Annotated in this window: 15 protein-coding genes; 8 read left to right on the forward strand and 7 right to left on the reverse strand. The window is 65.4% G+C overall.

The features are described 5' to 3' along the window. Window positions 1-66 precede the first annotated feature (66 nt). The 3 genes from E3O25_RS13415 to E3O25_RS13425 all read left to right on the forward strand — a co-directional run bounded on the left by E3O25_RS13415 (window position 67) and on the right by E3O25_RS13425 (window position 3344). Complete coding sequence (locus E3O25_RS13415; protein ID WP_241988596.1) at window positions 67-1389, forward strand: glycine betaine/L-proline ABC transporter ATP-binding protein; 1323 nt, start codon at window positions 67-69, stop codon at window positions 1387-1389. Beyond that, window positions 1386-2321, forward strand: a complete 936-nt coding sequence (locus E3O25_RS13420) for a proline/glycine betaine ABC transporter permease (RefSeq protein WP_092108545.1) — start codon at window positions 1386-1388, stop codon at window positions 2319-2321. The genes E3O25_RS13415 and E3O25_RS13420 overlap by 4 nt, the downstream gene beginning before the upstream one ends. Window positions 2322-2447: 126 nt before the next feature. Beyond that, window positions 2448-3344 carry a glycine betaine ABC transporter substrate-binding protein gene (locus tag E3O25_RS13425; protein WP_092108547.1) on the forward strand — a complete coding sequence of 299 codons (897 nt, stop codon included), beginning with the start codon at window positions 2448-2450 and terminating at the stop codon, window positions 3342-3344. A gap of 69 nt (window positions 3345-3413) precedes the next feature. On the opposite strand, the gene E3O25_RS13430 is transcribed toward E3O25_RS13425, so the two are convergent. The 7 genes from E3O25_RS13430 to E3O25_RS13460 all read right to left on the reverse strand — a co-directional run bounded on the left by E3O25_RS13430 (window position 3414) and on the right by E3O25_RS13460 (window position 9090). Then, the gene (locus tag E3O25_RS13430; RefSeq protein WP_134361359.1) at window positions 3414-4406 is read right to left on the reverse strand and encodes an FKBP-type peptidyl-prolyl cis-trans isomerase; all 993 of its coding nucleotides are present in this window, start codon (window positions 4404-4406) and stop codon (window positions 3414-3416) included. Window positions 4407-4560: 154 nt separating this feature from the next. Then, window positions 4561-5154: a CbiQ family ECF transporter T component gene (locus E3O25_RS13435; protein ID WP_134361360.1), complete on the reverse strand. Its 594-nt coding sequence runs from the start codon at window positions 5152-5154 to the stop codon at window positions 4561-4563. Then, a complete protein-coding gene (locus E3O25_RS13440) occupies window positions 5151-5834 on the reverse strand; it encodes an energy-coupling factor ABC transporter ATP-binding protein (RefSeq protein WP_092108553.1) in 684 nt (227 codons plus the stop codon). The genes E3O25_RS13435 and E3O25_RS13440 overlap by 4 nt, the downstream gene beginning before the upstream one ends. After that, the gene (locus tag E3O25_RS13445; protein WP_134361361.1) at window positions 5831-6439 is read right to left on the reverse strand and encodes a biotin transporter BioY; all 609 of its coding nucleotides are present in this window, start codon (window positions 6437-6439) and stop codon (window positions 5831-5833) included. Before E3O25_RS13445 ends, E3O25_RS13440 begins: the two co-directional genes overlap by 4 nt. Before the next feature lie 45 nt (window positions 6440-6484). Continuing rightward, window positions 6485-8302 (reverse strand): glycoside hydrolase family 15 protein, encoded by a 1818-nt coding sequence (locus tag E3O25_RS13450; RefSeq protein WP_134361362.1) that lies wholly within the window; start codon window positions 8300-8302, stop codon window positions 6485-6487. 41 nt (window positions 8303-8343) lie between these two features. Beyond that, on the reverse strand, window positions 8344-8787 hold the full coding sequence (locus E3O25_RS13455) for a hypothetical protein (protein ID WP_134361363.1): 444 nt from the start codon (window positions 8785-8787) through the stop codon (window positions 8344-8346). 114 nt (window positions 8788-8901) lie between these two features. After that, window positions 8902-9090 carry a hypothetical protein gene (locus tag E3O25_RS13460; protein WP_134361364.1) on the reverse strand — a complete coding sequence of 63 codons (189 nt, stop codon included), beginning with the start codon at window positions 9088-9090 and terminating at the stop codon, window positions 8902-8904. 129 nt (window positions 9091-9219) lie between these two features. Between E3O25_RS13460 and E3O25_RS13465 the strand changes: the two genes are divergently transcribed. The 5 genes from E3O25_RS13465 (at window position 9220) to ilvC (ending at window position 16674) form a co-directional block, all read left to right on the forward strand. Further along, entirely contained in the window at window positions 9220-11481 is a 2262-nt protein-coding gene (locus E3O25_RS13465) for a bifunctional alpha,alpha-trehalose-phosphate synthase (UDP-forming)/trehalose-phosphatase (protein WP_370448767.1), read from the forward strand. A 31-nt stretch (window positions 11482-11512) separates the two neighbouring features. Continuing rightward, window positions 11513-13207, forward strand: coding sequence for a dihydroxy-acid dehydratase (gene ilvD / locus E3O25_RS13470; protein ID WP_092108564.1), 1695 nt, complete (start codon window positions 11513-11515; stop codon window positions 13205-13207). Window positions 13208-13291: 84 nt separating this feature from the next. Further along, window positions 13292-15085 (forward strand): acetolactate synthase large subunit, encoded by a 1794-nt coding sequence (locus E3O25_RS13475; RefSeq protein ID WP_134361365.1) that lies wholly within the window; start codon window positions 13292-13294, stop codon window positions 15083-15085. A 2-nt stretch (window positions 15086-15087) separates the two neighbouring features. Further along, complete coding sequence (gene ilvN, locus E3O25_RS13480) at window positions 15088-15597, forward strand: acetolactate synthase small subunit (RefSeq protein ID WP_092108568.1); 510 nt, start codon at window positions 15088-15090, stop codon at window positions 15595-15597. 48 nt (window positions 15598-15645) lie between these two features. Then, complete coding sequence (gene ilvC / locus E3O25_RS13485; RefSeq protein ID WP_134361366.1) at window positions 15646-16674, forward strand: ketol-acid reductoisomerase; 1029 nt, start codon at window positions 15646-15648, stop codon at window positions 16672-16674. The last annotated feature ends 70 nt before the right edge of the window (window positions 16675-16744 follow it).

Below are 16744 nucleotides of genomic sequence, written 5' to 3' on the forward strand. Positions count from 1 at the left end.
CGACAAGAGAGCATGTCGCTTCGTCAGCCGTGAAATCGACTACGTTCGACGTGCACCGGAGAACACGTGACCGAGAGTATTCCTCGTCCAGCCACCATTGCCGTCAAGGCAGATCACCTCTACAAAGCATTCGGGCGCCGCCCGCACGAGATCGTCAAGAAACTCAAGGCGGGCAAGAGCCGCGCCGAGATCTCGAACCTCGGAGTCGCCGCCGTCATCGACGCCACCTTCGAGGTTAAGAAGGGCGAGATCTTCGTCGTCATGGGCCTGTCCGGTTCGGGCAAATCGACCCTTATCCGTATGCTCAACGGCCTGTGGGACACCACATCGGGCACTGTGACCGTCGGCGGCACCGACATCACCGGCGTCTCCGCCAGAGACCTGCGCGACGTACGTCGCAAGAGCATCTCCATGGTGTTCCAGCACTTCGCCCTGCTGCCGCACCGCACGGTGATCGACAACGTCGCCTACGGGCTTGAAATTCAGGGCATGGGTCGCACCGAACGCCTCGCCAAAGCCCAGACGATCATCGACCTGGTCGGCCTCGCCGGCTGGGCCGACAACTTGCCGTCCGAGCTGTCGGGAGGGATGCAGCAGCGCGTCGGCCTCGGCCGTGCCCTCGCCGCCGACACCGACGTGCTGCTCATGGACGAAGCGTTCAGCGCCCTCGACCCGCTGATTCGCCGAGAAATGCAGGAGCAGCTGATCGAGCTACAGGCCGCTCTCGGCAAAACGATCATCTTCATCACCCACGACCTCAACGAGGCCATGTTCCTCGGCGACCGCATCGCGGTCATGCGCGACGGCCGCATCGTGCAGATCGGCACGCCGGAAGAGATCCTCACCGACCCGGCTAACGACTACGTGGCCCAGTTCGTGCAGGACGTCGACCGAGCCCGCGTGCTCACCGCCGCGAGCGTGATGGAACCGGTGCGTTCGGTCATCACCAAGACGGCCGGCCCCCGGGCTGCGCTGCGCACGATGCGCGACCTGCAGACATCCGTCACCTTCGTGCTCAACCGCGACCGCAGCTTCGCCGGGATCGTGCGTGACCGCGACGTGCTGGGGCTCGTCAAAAACGGCGAGACCGACCTGCGCGGCATCATTCGGGACGACGCCACCTCGGTGCTGCCCGAAACCGCGCTGGTCGACCTGGTCGAGCCGTCGGTGGGGAGCGAACTGCCCATAGCCGTCGTCGACGAGAAGAACCGCCTGCTCGGTGTGATTCCGCGGGTGACCCTGCTGGCCGCCATCGGCAACGTGAACACCAACACCGGCGCCCTGCCCATCGTGATGCCGCCGGCCACGATTTCGATCAGCCAGATCACGAAGATTCTGGGCGACACCGCCGAAGATATGCCCATCGACGCCGAAGGAGTCCGCGCATGACCGACTTTCGCCTACCCCTGGGTTCCCTCGTTGAATCCTTCGTCGACTACATCACCGACACCTTCGGCTTCATCTTCGACTTCATCCGCGCCCTGTTCGCCGGCGCCTACGACGGGGTCGAAATTCTGCTCGGTGCACCGCCGTTCTGGGCGATCATGCTTGTGCTCGGGGTTCTCGCGTTCGGTATCCGCGGCTGGAAGTTTGCCGTTGGTACCATCGTCGGCTTGCTCGTCATTCTTGGGGTGGACCAGTGGGACAACGCCATGGATACCCTCGCCCTCGTGCTCGTGGCGAGTGTGCTGGCGATTGCGCTCAGCGTTCCGCTCGGCATCCTCGCGGCCAAGTCCACGCTCGCCTCGAACATCATTCGCCCGGTGCTGGACTTCATGCAGACCATGCCGGCGTTCGTCTACCTCATTCCAGCACTCATCCTGTTTCGCATCGGGGTGGTACCCGGAATCGTCGCGACCATCATCTTCGCGATGGCCCCCGGCGTGCGCCTGACCGAGCTGGGCATTCGCAGCGTCGATAAAGAGGTGGTTGAGGCCGGCCAGGCCTTCGGCGCATCGCCGTGGCGCATCCTGCGTCAAATTCAACTGCCGTTGGCGACCCCGACCATCATGGCCGGCATCAACCAGGTCATCATGCTCTCGCTCTCCATGGTCGTCATCTCCGGCCTGGTCGGAGCGGGCGGGCTCGGCGCGCAGGTCATCGCGAGCCTGAATCGCATCGACATCGCCCTCGGATTCGAAGCCGGGCTGGCCGTGGTGATTCTCGCGATCTTCCTCGACCGCATCACGGCGTCACTCGGCAGCAGCGAATCGGCGGGCTTCTTTGGCAGCCTTCGCCGCGTTCTGCGGGCCCGCCGGGTGACGGATGCCGCGGCATCCGCTCCCCGCACCGCCAGCGCACCGCAGCCCTCTCGCGTCTGACGCGATCATTCTGACGCACCTCACAGATTTACGGATGCGTCCGCATCCGTTTCACAGTGCGGCTCACGCCGTATGCACCTCGAGTCAACCCAGTCACCCACAGCAGGTGGCACGAAAGGAAGACCTATGAAGAACCGCTCCACATCAATTCTCGCTCTGGGCGCCGTCGGCATTCTGGCCCTCACCGGCTGCGCCGCCTCCGGGGAGACCGAAACCGTCGGCAACGGCAACGATGACAACAAGGACATGTCCATTGCCGTGTTCAACGGTTGGGACGAAGGCATCGCCGCGTCGCACCTGTGGAAGGCCATTCTCGAGGAGAAGGGCTACAGCGTTGAACTCGAGTACGCCGACCCGGCTCCGGTGTACCTCGGCCTGTCCGAGGGCGACTACGACCTCAGCATGGACGTCTGGCTGCCCGTCACCCACGCGTCCTACCTCGAAGAGTACGGCGACGACATGATCGACCTCGGTGCCTGGAACGAGGAGTCACGCAACGCCATCGCAGTCAACGCCGATGCCCCGATCGATTCGCTCGAGGAACTCGCGGCCAACGCCGACCTGTTCGGCAACCGCATCGTCGGCATCGAGCCCGGCGCCGGCCTGACCGAAGCCACGACCGACAACGTCATCCCCGGCTACGGCCTCGAGGGCATGGAATACCTGACCTCGTCGACGGCGGCCATGCTGACCGAGTTGCAGACGGCCACCGATAACGGCGAGAACATCGTTGTGACCCTGTGGGAGCCGCACTGGGCGTACGGTGTGTTTCCGCTCAAGAACCTCGAGGACCCGCAGGGCGCCCTCGGCGGTGTCGAGAGCATCCACTCCTACGCCAAGAGCGACTTCAAGACCGACTTCCCGACGGCTGCCGGCTGGGTTGAAGGCTTCGAGATGGATCTCGACCTGCTGTACTCGCTCGAGAACGCCATGTTCGTCGACTACGAGGGCCAGGACTACGAGCCCATCGTCGCCCAGTGGATCGAAGACAACCGGGAGTACGTGGACGGCCTCACCAGCTAGTCACTGACCTTCTGAACCACGAACGGCCCGCATCCTCGGATGCGGGCCGTTCTGCTTGAAACTGTGATGCTAGGCCTCCGGGCCGCCAGCGACGGCGAGAATGTCGATCACGAACACGAGCGTATCCGTGCCCGAAATACCCTGGGTGCCCTCGGCGCCATAGCCGAACTCCGGCGGAATGACGGCGATGACTTGGGAACCGACGGTCTGGCCGACGAGTGCCTGGGTGAAGCCGGCGATCACGCCGCCGGTCGGGAAGACGGCGTACGGAGCGCTGCCCCACGACGAATCAAAGGTCTCACCGGTTGCCCAGAGGGCTCCGGTGTACGCGACGGCCACGCTCGCACCGTCGGTGACGACCTCGCCTTCGCCCTTCTTGAGGGTGGAGATCTTCAGATCGGCGGGAGCATCCGTCGCGGGAATCGTGATGGTCGGAGCTCCGTCGTCGGCGAGAGCCACGGTGGGGAAGCCGTCTTCGACGGGCTGGTCGTCACCAGACGCCTGTGTCGGCACGTCGGCGATCACTTTGATGACGTCCATGACAAAAACGACGGGATCGCCGACGGCCACGCCGGTGGTCTCCTGGTCGGCGAAGGCATCCGCTGCGGTGCTCACGGTCACGATGCGGTCGCCCTCGACGGCGCAGTTCGCTGACCGCACGAGACCGTGCAGCAGGCCGGTGTCATTGATCGGAATGACGAGGCTGGCTCCGTCGGTGGAGTAGGTCGTCGCCTGCACGAGTTCGTCGGTCTTGGCGTTGTACAGGGTGATCGCGACCTCGACGATCGAGTCCTTCTTAGCCGTGTCGGTTCCGGTTCCCTCGATCGCGACCGTGCGTTCGGTGGCCGAGGGCTCGAGCGGAGCGTCGATCGAGATATCGAGGGGAGCGCCGAAATCACCGGTGACCTTCACGCTGTCCGAGAGCTTTCCCGGCTCCGTGCAGTCCGCCGAAGGGGAACTGGCGGCCGCAGCATCCGTTGCTTTGGGGGTGTCGCTGGTGCCGCAAGCGGTGAGCGCGAGCGTGAGTCCCACAATGGTGAGCAGGGCGGGAATTTTCGACACGGGGCCTCTTTCGAGTACGTAGCTGCGGGCAGGCGATCAATGCGGTGAAGGCGGTGTGGCTCGACGAGCCAAGTCCTTACTCTGCCACGCCTCGCCTATGAAGGGGCTGAGTGGATGCCGCGTGGCTGATTGAAACTGCGCCGCAGAAGAACGCTCAGTCGTCGAGCCCGCGCGCGATCAGGGCCTCGCCCAGGGCATCCGCTGCGTAGAGGGAGCGCACCACCACCGGCACGGCGATCGACAACAGCGAGCCCTGCGTGCCGCGGGCGGTGCGGGCCTCGAGCACCTCGCGCACTATGTCGGCGACCAGGGGGATGCAGCGGATGGTCAGGGCAACGAGCAACCCCACCCGATCGGCGTCGATGAAGCGCCGGAACGGGCGCAGCAGCGTCTGGAAGGCTTCGAGCACCGCGGTGACCGTGGTGGTCATGGTGAACAGAGCGGCGAGAGCCACGGCTACGAGCAGGCGACCGGCCATGAGGGCGGCGATCAGCCAGCCCGAGAGCAGACCCTGGATCGGCACCGCAACGAGCAGAATTAGCAGAATGGGCGCGACTTGGGCTGCGGCCGCCTGCACCGGAACTCGGGCCACCACGAACAACAACAGAACGACGACCGCGGCACCGCCGATGACCCAGGGGTCGGGCGAGGTGCCGATCAGTACAACGCAGAGCGAGAGCAGAAACAGCTTGAGCAGGGTCGGCGCCCGGTGCACGATGGAGGTGCCCGGGCTATACAGGCCGATCATGCGAGCAACAGGGCGCGGTAGGCCGCGAGCGATTGCTGCGGCGCTCCGTCGGCGACGACCGAGCCCTCATCGATCACGATCACCCGGTCGAAATCCTCGACCAGGTTCAGGTGGTGCGTGACCACGATGACCTGCTGTGGAAGTGTCTGCATCAGGTCGCTGATGCGGCGCGCGTTGCGGGCGTCGAGCAGGGTGGTCGGTTCGTCGGCGACGATGGTCGCCGGCTCTGCCACCAGAACCGCCGCGAGGGCGAGGAGCTGCTTCTGCCCGCCAGACAAACGGTGTGCCGGATGCTCGGCGTGCTCGCTCAGCCCGAACTGGTCGAGAGCGGCCGCCGTGCGCCGCGCGATTTCGGCAGGGGAGAGGCCGCGACGGCGCAGGGTGAACGCGACATCCTCCTGCACGGTCGGCATCACGATCTGATTGTCGGGATTCGTGAAGATGAACCCCACCTTGCGGCGCACCTCGCGAGCATGGCGGGCCACGTTCTGACCGTCAACCGAAACGGTGCCGGATGTCGGTGTCATGAGCCCGTTGATCATGCGCACGAGGGTGGACTTACCGGAACCGTTCGCACCGATGATGCCGATGCGGTGCTCGGTCAGGTGGAGCGTGATATCGCGCAGCACCGTGCGGTTGCCGAACGACTGCGAAACCTGCTCAAAGCGGATGCTGCTCACTGGTGTGGGCGCCGACCCTTCGGCAGCGCGATGAGCCCTGGGTAGGCCCGGTGCACCTGGCCGGCGACGAGCACGGTCAGCACGACCTTGATCAGGTCGCCGGGGATGAACGCCACGTTGAGGCCGAGCGTGGTCCAGAGCGGCAGGCTGAGGTTGAGAGCCATCACCGGAATGCCGACCGCATAGACGGCGACGATGCCGCCGAGAATGGTGGCGCCGAGCGCCAGCCAGAATGGGTACTTCGGCAGCAGGCGAGCGGTGAGGTAGCCGGTGACGAAGGCGCCGAGCAGCCAGCCGTAGAGGTAGCCGGCCGCCGGGCTCACGGTGAACACCCCGATGCCGCCGCGCGCGCCGGCGAGCAGGGGCAGGCCAACGGCCGTCAGAACGAGAAAGAGCAGAACGGCGAGCGATCCCTTGCGCGGACCGAGAATCGCCCCGGCGAACATCACGCCGAGCGACTGCAGGGTGATCGGCACCGGACCGATGTTCAGCGGACCCGGCAGGCCCAGGGCGGCGATGAGGGCCGCGAAAATGGCGATCTGGGCAAGGTCACGGGCGGGCAGAATACGCCTCGTCGGAGTGCTCGTACGAACGGTGTCGGTCATGATTCCAAATCTAGAATTCGGCGTCCACCCGCCGCTGAACAATACCTACAACAAAACACCGCGAACTGTAGAGGTCCTGGTTTTCTGAGCGGCCAGGCCGGCGACGATCGCATCCGCTGCCCGCACCAGCGCCAGGTGCGAGAGCGCCTGCGGGGTGTTGCCCATCTGGTGCCCGTTGGTCACGTCGTACTCTTCGGAGAGCAGCCCGACAGCATTCACGAAGCCGACCAGGGTGTTCATGAGCTCGGTGGCATCATCGAGTCGCCCCGAACGGGCGTACTGCTCGACCAGCCAGAACGAGCAGGCCAGAAACGGATGCTCACCCGGCGGCAGGCCGTCCACCGCGGAAACCGTGCGGTAGCGCAGCAGCAGGCCCGAGTGCAGCAGGTCGGCCTCGATCGCGGCCACGGTGCCGAGCATGCGCGAATCGGTGGCTGCGCAGAAGCCGACCTGCGGGAGCACGAGGAGGGAGGCGTCCAATGCGGTGCTGCCGTAATACTGCACGTAGCTGTTTCGTCCCGCGTCAAAACCGCGGGTTTCGATGTCGGCGCGAACCTCGTCGCGCAGGGTCTTCCACCGCTCGAGCGGACCATCGAGCCCGCACTCTTCGATGCCGCGCACTGCACGGTCGAATGCTGCCCACACCATGACGCGGGAATGGGTGAATTCGCGGGCTGGGCCGCGGACTTCCCAGATGCCTTGGTCTGCCCGGCGCCAGTTCTTTTCGAGAAAGCTCATGAGTGCCCGCTGCAGCGGCCAGGAGAATTCGGTTTCGCGCACTCCCGCCGCGCGTGCGGCGTGGAGGGCCACCATGACCTCGCCGATCACGTCGGACTGGAACTGGTCGACCGCGCCGTTGCCGACCCGCACGGGGGACGAACCGTTGTAGCCGGGCAGGCTGGTCAGCTCACGCTCGGGCAGGTAGCGCTCGCCGGAGAGTCCGTACATGATCTGCACGTCGGCCGGATCGCCGGCAATGGCGCGCAGCAACCAGGCGCGCCAGTCGTTGGCCTCAACCTCGTAGCCGTGGCTGAGCAGCACTTCGAGCGTGAGTGAGGCGTCACGCAGCCAGACGTAGCGGTAATCCCAGTTGCGCATTCCGCCGGTCTGTTCGGGCAATGAAGTTGTCGCCGCGGCGACGATTCCGCCGGTCTTTTCGTGGGTCAGCGCGCGCAGCACGAGAAGGGAACGCACGACCTCCGCGCGGAGTGGCCCCTCATGGCTGCAACTCGAAGCCCAATTCTGCCACCAGCGCGAGGTCGAGGCGAGAGCCGCGTCGATGTCGACGGCCGGTGGGATCTCGCCCTCCGAGGGGTACCAGCTCAGCTGCGCGTCAATCGTCTGTCCGGCGACTATGTCGAAGTGGGACACGTGACGGTGGTCGGAAGCGCGCAGCTCCGGTCCGCGCACCACGATGGCGTCGGGCCCGGCAATGGCAACGAGGCCACGCATCGACTCACCCTGCAGCTGGCGAACCCACGGCATTGTGGTGGCATATCCGAAACGAATGCGCAGGTCCTGGGTCATGTGCACGCTGCCGCTGATTCCGCGCACGCGACGCACAAGGTCGGCTCGGCGGTCACCGTGCGGCATGAAGTCGAGCACTTCGACCTGGCCGGTCGACGTGGTCCAGATGGTCGACAGCACAAAGGTGTCGCCCTGGTAGCTGCGGGTGGCCGTGGCCTGCGCCTCGGACGGGGCCAGCAGCCACCGGCCGTGGTTCTCGTCGCCGAGGAGCGCACCGAACAGCGAGGCGGAATCGTAGCGCGGCAGGCAGAGCCAATCGATGCTGCCGTCACGGCCGACGAGCGCCGCCGAGTGGCAGTCGCTGATGAGCGCGTAGTCCTCGATGGGGAGTGCCATCAGGCCATTCTGTCAGCAGCTGGATTCGCTCAGTGCTCGAATCAGGCGACGAGCCGAGCCGATGCGAGCGTCGCGGACGCCTTTTCGATCCAGGCAGCGGATGCCGCAGCCGCGTCGTCCGCGTCGGCATCTGCTGTTGCGACCGCCGGGACGCCGGTCGCAGCCGGTTCGTTCCACGTCGTGATCGGCGCGGGAGTCCACGACAAAGCGGTCGGCTCGCCGGTGCTCTCGCCGCGCAGGGCAGCTTGCTCCGTCGTGATCGCGGCGGTCAGCTCGGTTGCGATCTCGCGGGCCTTCAACGCGTGAAAGATCACCTCGGTGTCGTCACCGGTGCGGGGTACCAGGGTATAGGCACCGTGTTCGCCGACCAGGGCGCCCAGCCGGTCGTGCAGCAGGTCGAAAATCTGTTCGTCGCGCAGTATCGGAGCGGAGGCGACGCTCAGCGCCGCACTTGCGGCCAAACGTCGGCGTCGACGACCAAACATGACGAGCCCCTTTCAGGTGCACAGTGAGAACAGGTGCAGCCGAAACAGCCGCTGTGCCTATTTTCGGTGACCTGGGGCCGACTCGCCCGGGGACACGCCGCTAACGAGTCGAAGTCAGCTTTCGATTTTGCGCTTGTTCGCGTCTTCAATGACCGTGCCGACGGCTACGGCGGCGCTCAACGCCCAGCCGAGCCACAGCATAATGAGGCGCCAGTCACGCGGACCGTGCCGCGTGGCCTGCACGGTATTCCAACCGCCGGCGATCACGCCGATCATTGCACTGCTGAAAATGAACTTTCGCATGTAAACCTCCGGCATCAGAGTACCCGCCCGCTCGCGCACAGTGTGCCCCGAACGGGTGTAAAAAACGACTGGTAACCTTGGGAGGGCAACACAGGTGTGCACTTCGAGTGTGCCCGGAACGGATGATCCATTAACTCTTCAGCCGAACCCACCCGGTCCCAGACCCACCCTGCCCCCGTCGTGCCCGCCGATGCCATGGCCGGCACGTACAGGCTCGTCGTCGTCTCGAACCGGTTGCCGGTCGACTACGAAGAAGCCGACGACGGCGCCATCATCTGGCGCACGTCTCCCGGCGGGCTGGTCACCGCCCTCGAACCGCTGATGCGTTCCTCGCATGGAGCCTGGGTCGGCTGGCCGGGGGTCGCCGACCGCGATTTCCAACCGTTTGAGAACGACGGAATCTCCCTCGTTCCGGTGCGGCTGAATGAAGACGACATCGAGGACTACTACGAGGGTTTCTCCAACGACACCCTCTGGCCCTTGTACCACGACGTCATCGCGCCGCCGAGCTTTCACCGCGAAACCTGGGATGCCTACGTGCGCGTCAACCGCCGATTCGCCGCGGCGGCCGCCGCCGTCGCCGCCCCGGGAGCCACGGTCTGGGTGCACGACTACCAGCTGCAGCTCGTGCCGCGCATGCTGCGCGAAGCCCGCCCCGACCTCGTCATCGGCTTCTTCAACCACATCCCGTTTCCGCCGTACGGCATTTACGCGCAGCTGCCCTGGCGCAAACAGATTCTGCACGGCCTGCTCGGCGCCGACGTGATCGGCTTTCAGCGGGTAGCGGATGCCGGCAACTTCTCCCAAGCCGTTCGTCGCCTCTACGGCTATCCGACCCGCGGCGTCGTCATTGACGTGCCGGCGGGGGAGAAGGGCGACAGCCGCCGGGTCATCGCCAAGCACTTTCCCATCTCGATCGACGCGGCCGCCTTCGAAGAACTGGCTCGGCGTCCCGAGATTCAGGCGCGGGCTCGACAGATTCGGGAGGACCTCGGCAACCCCAAGACCCTCATGCTCGGTGTCGACCGGCTTGACTACACCAAGGGCATCGGCCACCGCATCAAAGCGTTCGGGGAGTTGCTCGCCGAGGGTCGCCTGAGCGTTGAAGACGTCACTCTCGTGCAGGTCGCGAGCCCGTCCCGCGAACGTGTCGGTACCTACATGGCCCTGCGTGATGAGATCGAGTTGGCCGTCGGTCGGCTCAACGGCGACTTCTCCACGATCAGTCACACCGCTATCAGCTATCACCACCACAGTTATCCGCGCGAAGAAATGGTCGCGATGTACCTGGCGGCCGACGTCATGCTCGTCACTGCGCTGCGCGACGGCATGAACCTCGTGGCCAAGGAATACGTGGCCGTGCGCTTCGACGCTGACGGGGTGCTGGTTCTGAGCGAGTTCGCCGGCGCCGCTGACGAACTCAAACAGGCCATCCTGATCAACCCGCACGACATCGACGGCACCAAGGACGCCATCGTGCGCGCGGTCGAGATGCCCAAACGGGAGCGCACGAGGCGCATGCGGTCGCTGCGCCGCACGGTCGCCGAGAACGATGTGGCTGCCTGGTCCGCGTCGTTCCTGCGCGCACTCACCGGCGGAGCAGCCGTACCGGCCGGGATCCCCGACGCTCTCGATCTGGCCCTGAAGAGCATTGCCGGCGCCGAGAACCTGCTCATCGCCCTCGACTTCGACGGCACCCTGGCCCCGCACGTCGATCACCCCGAAGACGCTCGCGCCATCGCCGGCACCCGGGAAGCCGTTCAGGCCCTGCTCGACCTGCCGGGCGTGCGCGTGGCCTTTGTCTCCGGCCGCGCCCTGGTGAGCCTGCAACACGTCGCGCAGCCGCAGAGTTCGGTGCTGCTCACCGGCTCGCACGGCATCGAGGTACAGCTGGACACCCCCGAGATCGAGCTCAACCTGCTCTCCAGCGAGTTGGAGCAACTGGATATCCTCGCCCGCGTCCTCGAAAGCATCTCCGGGTCGATCGCCGGCACCACGATTGAGCGCAAGCCCGCCGGTCTCGCCCTGCACACCCGCCTCGCCACCGAGAAGGACGGCCAGCGGGCCGAGCGAGCGGCGCGCGACCAACTCGGTGAGCAACTGCCCGGACTCACCGTTCGCGAGGGCAAAAACGTGCTCGAATTCTCGGTGCGCTCGAGCACCAAGGGTGATGCCGTCACCCAGCTGCTCGAGTACACCGGCGCCGATCGGGTGTTCTACGCCGGCGACGATGTGACCGACGAGGATGCCTTCGCCGTACTCCGGGAGGACGACGTGGGGCTTAAGATCGGCCAGGGCGCCACCCTCGCCGGGTTCCGGGTGCGCAGCCCGCACGAGGTGACCCAGGTGCTCGTGCGCATCGCCGCCCTGCGCTCGGGACGGCTGCATTGACCGGGTGCGCCAAGGTTCTAGACTCGGAAGCATGTCTGAGATCGATGTGAAACCCCGTAGCCGCGACGTCACCGACGGGATCGAGGCCACCACTTCCCGGGGAATGCTCCGTGCTGTCGGCATGGGCGACGCCGACTGGGACAAACCCCAGATCGGCATTGCGAGCTCGTGGAATGAGATCACACCGTGCAACCTGTCGCTGGACCGCCTGGCCCAGGCCGCCAAGGAAGGCGTACACTCCGGCGGCGGTTACCCGCTGCAGTTCGGCACCATCAGCGTCTCCGACGGCATCTCGATGGGTCACGAGGGCATGCACTTCTCCCTGGTCTCCCGCGAGGTCATCGCCGACTCGGTCGAGGTCGTCATGCAGGCCGAACGCCTCGACGGCTCCGTACTGCTGGCCGGCTGCGACAAGTCGCTGCCCGGCATGCTCATGGCCGCCGCCCGCCTCGACCTCGCGAGCGTGTTCCTGTACGCCGGATCGATCGCCCCGGGCTGGGTCAAGCTCTCCGACGGCACCGAAAAAGACATCACCATCATCGACTCGTTCGAAGCGGTCGGCGCGGTCAAGGCCGGCCGGATGAGCATCGAAGATGCCAAGCGCATCGAGTGCGCCTTCGCCCCCGGCGAGGGCGCCTGCGGCGGCATGTACACCGCCAACACCATGGCGAGTGTTGCGGAAGCCCTCGGAATGAGCCTGCCTGGCTCGGCGAGCCCGGCATCCGCTGATCGTCGCCGCGACTACTTCGCGCACCGCTCCGGCGAAGCCGTCGTCAACATGCTGCGCCTCGGCATCACCGCCCGCGACATTCTCACCCGCAAGGCGTTCGAGAACGCGATCGCCGTGGCCATGGCGTTCGGCGGATCGACCAACGTGGTGCTGCACCTGCTCGCGATCGCCCGCGAAGCCGAGGTCGAACTCACCCTCGACGACTTCAACCGCATTGGCGACAAGGTTCCGCACATTGGTGACCTCAAGCCCTTCGGCAAGTACGTCATGAACGACGTCGACCGCCAGGGCGGCGTTCCCGCCGTCATGCGCGCGCTGCTCGAAGCCGGCCTCATCCACGGCGACGCACTCACCGTCACCGGCAAGACCGTGGCCGAGAACCTCGCCGAGATCGACCCGCCGGCCCTCGACGGTGAGGTGCTGCGCACCCTCGACAACCCCATTCACAAGAGCGGCGGAATCACCATCCTCAAGGGCACCTTCGCCCCCGAGGGTGCCGTCGTGAAGACCGCCGGCTTCGACGCCGCCGTCTTCGAAGGCCCCGCCCGGGTGTTCGAGCGGGAACGCGCCGCGATGGACGCCCTGACCGAGGGCAAGATCTACCAGGGTGACGTCGTCATCATCCGTTATGAAGGTCCCAAGGGTGGGCCGGGCATGCGCGAGATGCTCTCCATCACGGCCGCCATCAAGGGCGCAGGCCTCGGCTCCGATGTACTACTGTTAACGGACGGTCGATTCTCAGGCGGCACAACCGGACTGTGTATCGGCCACATAGCACCCGAAGCGGTGGACGCAGGTCCAATCGCCTTCGTGCGCGATGGGGATCTGATACGGGTCGATATCGCAGCTCGCACGCTTGACCTACTGGTTACCGATGCAGAGCTGGCCGCCCGCCGAGATGGCTGGGCGCCCCTTCCCCCGCGCTATACCCGTGGCGTACTCGCAAAGTACTCGAAGCTCGTGCATTCCGCTGCCGAAGGCGCCATTACCGGCTAGCAGCGCACGGGCTACCCTGGTGGCCCGTGAGGGCAACCGGTTCAATGTCGAAACGACCGATTTCGAAGTAGGGATTCAACGATCATGACCACGGAAACCACTCCCGTGCCCGCGGCGCCCGCGTCTGCGGAGCCGGAAATGCTCACCGGTTCGGGTGCAATCATTCGCACCCTCGAACTGCTCGGTGTCACCGACGTCTTCGGCATTCCCGGCGGCGCCGTCATCCCGCTCTACGACGAGCTCATGACGCAGACCAAGATTCGCCACATCCTGGTGCGCCACGAACAGGGCGCCGGCCACGCAGCCGAGGGCTACGCCTCGGCAACCGGTCGCGTCGGCGTCGCCATCGCCACGAGCGGTCCCGGTGCCACCAACCTCGTCACCGCCATAGCGGATGCCTACATGGACTCGGTTCCGCTGCTCGCCATCACCGGCCAGGTGTTCTCGACGTCGATGGGAACGGACGCCTTCCAGGAAGCCGACATCATCGGCATCACCATGCCGATCACCAAGCATTCCTTCCTCGCCCGCCGTGCCGAAGAGATTCCCGCCGCAATCGCCGCGGCATATCACATCGCCTCCACCGGCCGGCCCGGTCCGGTGCTCGTGGACATCACCAAGGACGCGCAGCAAAACCTAGCACCGTTCATCTGGCCGCCCAAGCTCGACCTGCCCGGCTACCGGCCGATCGTGAAGGCGCACGGCAAGCAGGTGCAGGCGGCAGCCCAACTGCTGCTGGCCGCGAAGAAGCCCGTGCTGTACGTGGGAGGCGGAGTCATCCGCGCGCACGCATCCGCTGAACTGCTCGGGCTCGCCGAAGCGACCGGGGCCCCCGTCGTCACCACACTCATGGCTCGCGGCGCCTTTCCCGACTCGCACCCGCAGCACCTCGGCATGCCGGGTATGCACGGTACGGTTCCGGCCGTACTCGCGCTGCAGGAGAGTGACCTCATCATTTCGCTCGGAGCGCGCTTCGACGACCGGGTGACCGGAAAGATCAGCGAATTCGCCCCCAATGCGAAGATCGTGCACGTTGACGTCGACCCGGCCGAGATCTCCAAGATCCGCCTCGCCGATGTACCCATCGTCGGTGATGCCAAAGATGTCATTGCCGACCTGACCCTCGCCTGGGCCGATGCTGCCCGGGGCGCCGCACCCGATACCAGCGAGTGGTGGACCTACCTGCACGGCCTGAAAGAGGAGTTCCCGCTCGGATTCACCGAGCCGACCGACGGCCTGCTCGCCCCGCAGTATGTGATCCAGCGCATCGGCGAGCTCACCGGCCCTGAGGCGGTCTACGCGGCCGGCGTGGGCCAGCACCAGATGTGGGCGGCGCAGTACATCAAGTACGAACGCCCCAACTCCTGGCTCAACTCCGGCGGCGCCGGAACCATGGGCTACTCCATCCCCGCTGCGATGGGCGCCAAGGTCGCCGAACCCGACCGCGTGGTCTGGTCGATCGACGGTGACGGCTGCTTCCAGATGACCAATCAGGAACTCGCCACCTGCACGATCAACAAGATCCCGATCAAGGTCGCGATCATCAACAACTCTTCCCTCGGCATGGTGCGCCAATGGCAGTCTTTGTTCTACGACGGACGCCATTCCTTCACCGACCTCAACACCGGCCACGGCACCGCTATGGTGCCCGACTTCGTCAAAATGGCGGATGCCTATGGCGCGCTCGGCATTCGGGTCACCAGCAAGGACCAGGTGGATGATGCCATCAAGCTGGCCCTGGCCACCAACGACCGTCCGGTCGTGATCGACTTCATCGTGAGCCCCGGCGCCATGGTCTGGCCGATGGTTCCGCAGGGAGTGAGCAACAGTTTCGTTCAGTACGCCAAAGACCATGCACCGACCTGGGGAGAAGAGTAACCGTGACGAGCCACGTTCTGAGTCTGCTCGTCGAGGACAAGCCGGGCCTGCTCACGCGCGTCGCCGGCCTGTTCGCGCGCCGCGGCTTCAACATTGAAAGCCTGGCCGTTGGCCACAGCGAGATCCCCGGCCTGTCCCGCATCACAATTCTCGTCGACGTCGAAGACGTGCCGCTCGAGCAGGTGACCAAGCAGCTCAACAAGCTGATCAACGTCATCAAGATCGTCGAGCTCGATCCGGCCCAGTCGGTGCAGCGCGAACACCTGCTGATCAAGGTCAAGGTCGACAACACGACCCGGTCTCAGGTGCTCGAAGCGGTCAACCTGTTTCGCGCCCGCGTCGTCGACGTGGCCACCGATGCGGTCGTCATCGAGGTCACCGGCGACAGCGGCAAGACCCAGGCGCTGCTGCGGGTACTCGAACCGTTCGGCATTCGCGAGCTCGCCCAGTCGGGTCTGCTCGCCATCGGCCGCGGCTCCAAGTCCATCACCGAACGAGTCTTCAAAAACTAACGTTTTTCAGCTTTTTTCTAACAATCAATCCACGAGGAGAGAAACACATTGTCTGAGATTTTCTACGACAAAGACGCCGACCTGTCGATCATTCAGGGCAAGAAGGTGGCCGTCATCGGCTACGGCTCGCAGGGTCATGCCCACGCTCAGAACCTGCGCGACTCCGGCGTGGAGGTCAAGATCGGCCTGAAGGACGGCTCCAAGAGCAAGGCCAAGGCCGAAGAAGCCGGCTTCACCGTGCTGTCCACAGCGGATGCCGCAGCCTGGGCTGACGTCATCGTCATCCTCGCGCCCGACCAGGTGCAGCGTCACCTGTACAAGGACGACGTGCTTCCGAACCTGTCCGCCGGCAAGGCGCTCGTCTTCGGCCACGGCTTCAATATCCGTTTCGGTTACATCACGGCGCCCGACGGCGTCGACGTCGTCATGGTCGCGCCCAAGGGCCCCGGGCACACCGTGCGCCGCGAATTCGAAGCCGGTCGCGGTGTTCCCGTGATTGTTGCCGTGGAGAAGGACGCGTCGGGTAACGCCTGGCCGCTCACCCTGAGCTACGCCAAGGCGATCGGCGGCCTGCGTGCCGCCGGCATCAAGACCACCTTCACCGAAGAGACCGAAACGGACCTGTTCGGCGAGCAGGCCGTGCTCTGCGGTGGTACCTCGCAGCTGATCCAGTACGGCTTCGAGGTGCTCACCGAGGCCGGTTACCAGCCGCAGGTCGCCTACTTCGAGGTGCTGCACGAGCTCAAGCTCATCGTCGACCTCATGTGGGAGGGCGGCATCGCCAAGCAGCGTTGGAGCGTCTCCGACACCGCCGAGTACGGCGACTACGTCTCGGGACCGCGCGTCATCGACCCGAGCGTCAAGGAGAACATGAAGGCCGTTCTCGCTGACATCCAGAGTGGCGCGTTCGCCGAGCGTTTCATCGCCGACCAGGACAACGGCGGCGTGGAGTTCCTCGCCCTCCGCAAGAAGGGCGAAGAGCACCCGATTGAGGCCACCGGCCGCAGCCTGCGCAAACTCTTCGCGTGGAACGCCTCGAACGACGACGACTACACCGACGGCTCGGTCTCGCGCTAGCGGCATCCGTTTAAATCAGTGAAGGGGCCCTCGTTCGCGGGGACCCCTTCATTTTTTCCCCAGGACCGGT

Origin of the sequence: Cryobacterium sp. TMT1-3, assembly GCF_004402315.1 — a bacterium.
In the GTDB taxonomy this organism is placed as follows: domain Bacteria; phylum Actinomycetota; class Actinomycetes; order Actinomycetales; family Microbacteriaceae; genus Cryobacterium; species Cryobacterium luteum.

Coding starts and splice junctions, on each gene's coding strand:
- E3O25_RS13420 (WP_092108545.1), top strand. CDS start 1,386: ATGACCGACTTTCGCCTACCCCTGGGTTCCCTCGTTGAATCCTTCGTC.
- E3O25_RS13425 (WP_092108547.1), top strand. CDS start 2,448: ATGAAGAACCGCTCCACATCAATTCTCGCTCTGGGCGCCGTCGGCATT.
- E3O25_RS13435 (WP_134361360.1), bottom strand. CDS start 5,154: ATGATCGGCCTGTATAGCCCGGGCACCTCCATCGTGCACCGGGCGCCG.
- E3O25_RS13445 (WP_134361361.1), bottom strand. CDS start 6,439: ATGACCGACACCGTTCGTACGAGCACTCCGACGAGGCGTATTCTGCCC.
- E3O25_RS13450 (WP_134361362.1), bottom strand. CDS start 8,302: ATGGCACTCCCCATCGAGGACTACGCGCTCATCAGCGACTGCCACTCG.
- E3O25_RS13455 (WP_134361363.1), bottom strand. CDS start 8,787: ATGTTTGGTCGTCGACGCCGACGTTTGGCCGCAAGTGCGGCGCTGAGC.
- E3O25_RS13460 (WP_134361364.1), bottom strand. CDS start 9,090: ATGCGAAAGTTCATTTTCAGCAGTGCAATGATCGGCGTGATCGCCGGC.
- ilvD (WP_092108564.1), top strand. CDS start 11,513: ATGTCTGAGATCGATGTGAAACCCCGTAGCCGCGACGTCACCGACGGG.
- E3O25_RS13475 (WP_134361365.1), top strand. CDS start 13,292: ATGACCACGGAAACCACTCCCGTGCCCGCGGCGCCCGCGTCTGCGGAG.